At 39.6% G+C, this 1286-nt stretch carries 2 protein-coding genes; both read right to left on the bottom strand.

What is annotated here, in order from left to right; translation table 11 throughout:
- The coding region (locus AC6F75_RS12240; protein ID WP_500715322.1) for a hypothetical protein at positions 1-616 on the bottom strand (616 nt) is incomplete at its 3' end.
- Positions 617-625: 9 nt separating this feature from the next.
- Positions 626-901 carry a helix-turn-helix domain-containing protein gene (locus AC6F75_RS12235; RefSeq protein ID WP_500715320.1) on the bottom strand — a complete coding sequence of 92 codons (276 nt, stop codon included), beginning with the start codon at positions 899-901 and terminating at the stop codon, positions 626-628.
- Positions 902-1286: the final 385 nt, after the last annotated feature.

Raw genomic sequence — 1286 nt, 5'->3', positions numbered from 1 at the left:
TGAGATATTTTAGTTTTGAGCTGGGTTTGCTTGCTTTTTTGGCTTTGAGTTCTAGGGCTTTTTGCATCCAGTTTTGTGCGGCGGCTTGCCAGTCTTTGATTGGAGTCTTACCTCCTATCATCCATCCGGTGGCTTTGTTGTGGTTGTAAAATTTTTCGGCCTCGGTTTGTAATTGCTTTTCCGTAAGTTGGTTTTGAAATTCATTTTTAAAAAAAATTATGACTTCTTCTTTTTTTATGTTTATTACTGTTTTAACATGTTTATCATGTTTTATATAAGGTACTAATGCTTGTCCCACAACTTGTCCCGGTACTTGTTCACTACTTGTATCAAATTTGAGCAACTTGATTTTGCTTCCTTTGTATGGATTGTGCGATGGTAGATATTTGATATATCCCCAATGGTCGAGTTGCTTGAGGCACCGATGGTACGTTGCCTTGGAACCGATTTTTGAGAGCTTCATTATTTCCTCGCGGTTGATGTAAAAGGTTTCCGGGAACCGGTTGAGGTTGCCCAGCTGGAACAGCGAGAAATACAAGCTGATGTGTGTGGGGTTCAGCCGTGAGTCTTTGTAGAATTTTGTGAATATGGCATTCATCTGTTTGATGTAGTTCATTCTTCATCATTATTCCGCATTACTGATTTTGTTATCCTCCATCATTTTATCGATTTCCTCAACATCGTAGTAAAGGATGCCTCCAATTTTTGTGTAACTAAGTGTGCCATTATCTCGCAGGGTCTGCAGCGTGCTATGACTTACTTGAAGCAGTTTTCTTACCTCTCTGTTTTTAATCCACTTGGTCTTTACGGTTTTTTCTTTGGCCATCAGGAGTCTGAGTTCGTTAATGACATCTTCCTTGAATTGGTCGAGGTCTGCCTGGGTGATGATAGGTGTTCCCATGGTTCATTTTTTTTTAAAAAGCCGGGAAGGGGGATATCAGCTTTTGACTGCGACCCGGCTTAGGGTTCATAGAATGGTTTGACTTTCGTATTGCAAACTTGCTAAGATGTGACGGGTATTTTTCGTAAGGTGACCGGAGGTCGGGTGTTTTTTTAACAAATAAATTTTGAATTCGTGTGAGGCACTGAAAAATGGGGATGTTTGAGAATATAGGTGTTTAGCTGTTTATTTAAGAAAAGGTATGGAGTCAAGACAATGAGGAGGAAATCATAAGTTTTGGTATGATTTGTATTGATTTTTCGTAAGATGACCGGAGGTCGGGTGTTTTTTTAACAAGTACCCAACCTTCAGTAAACTTTCGGTTGGCGATGCAAATTTCAAATAC

The organism is Planktosalinus sp., from assembly GCF_059864935.1.
Note: the sequence above shows the minus strand (reverse complement) of the source record. Positions and strands in the feature narration are given on the sequence as shown.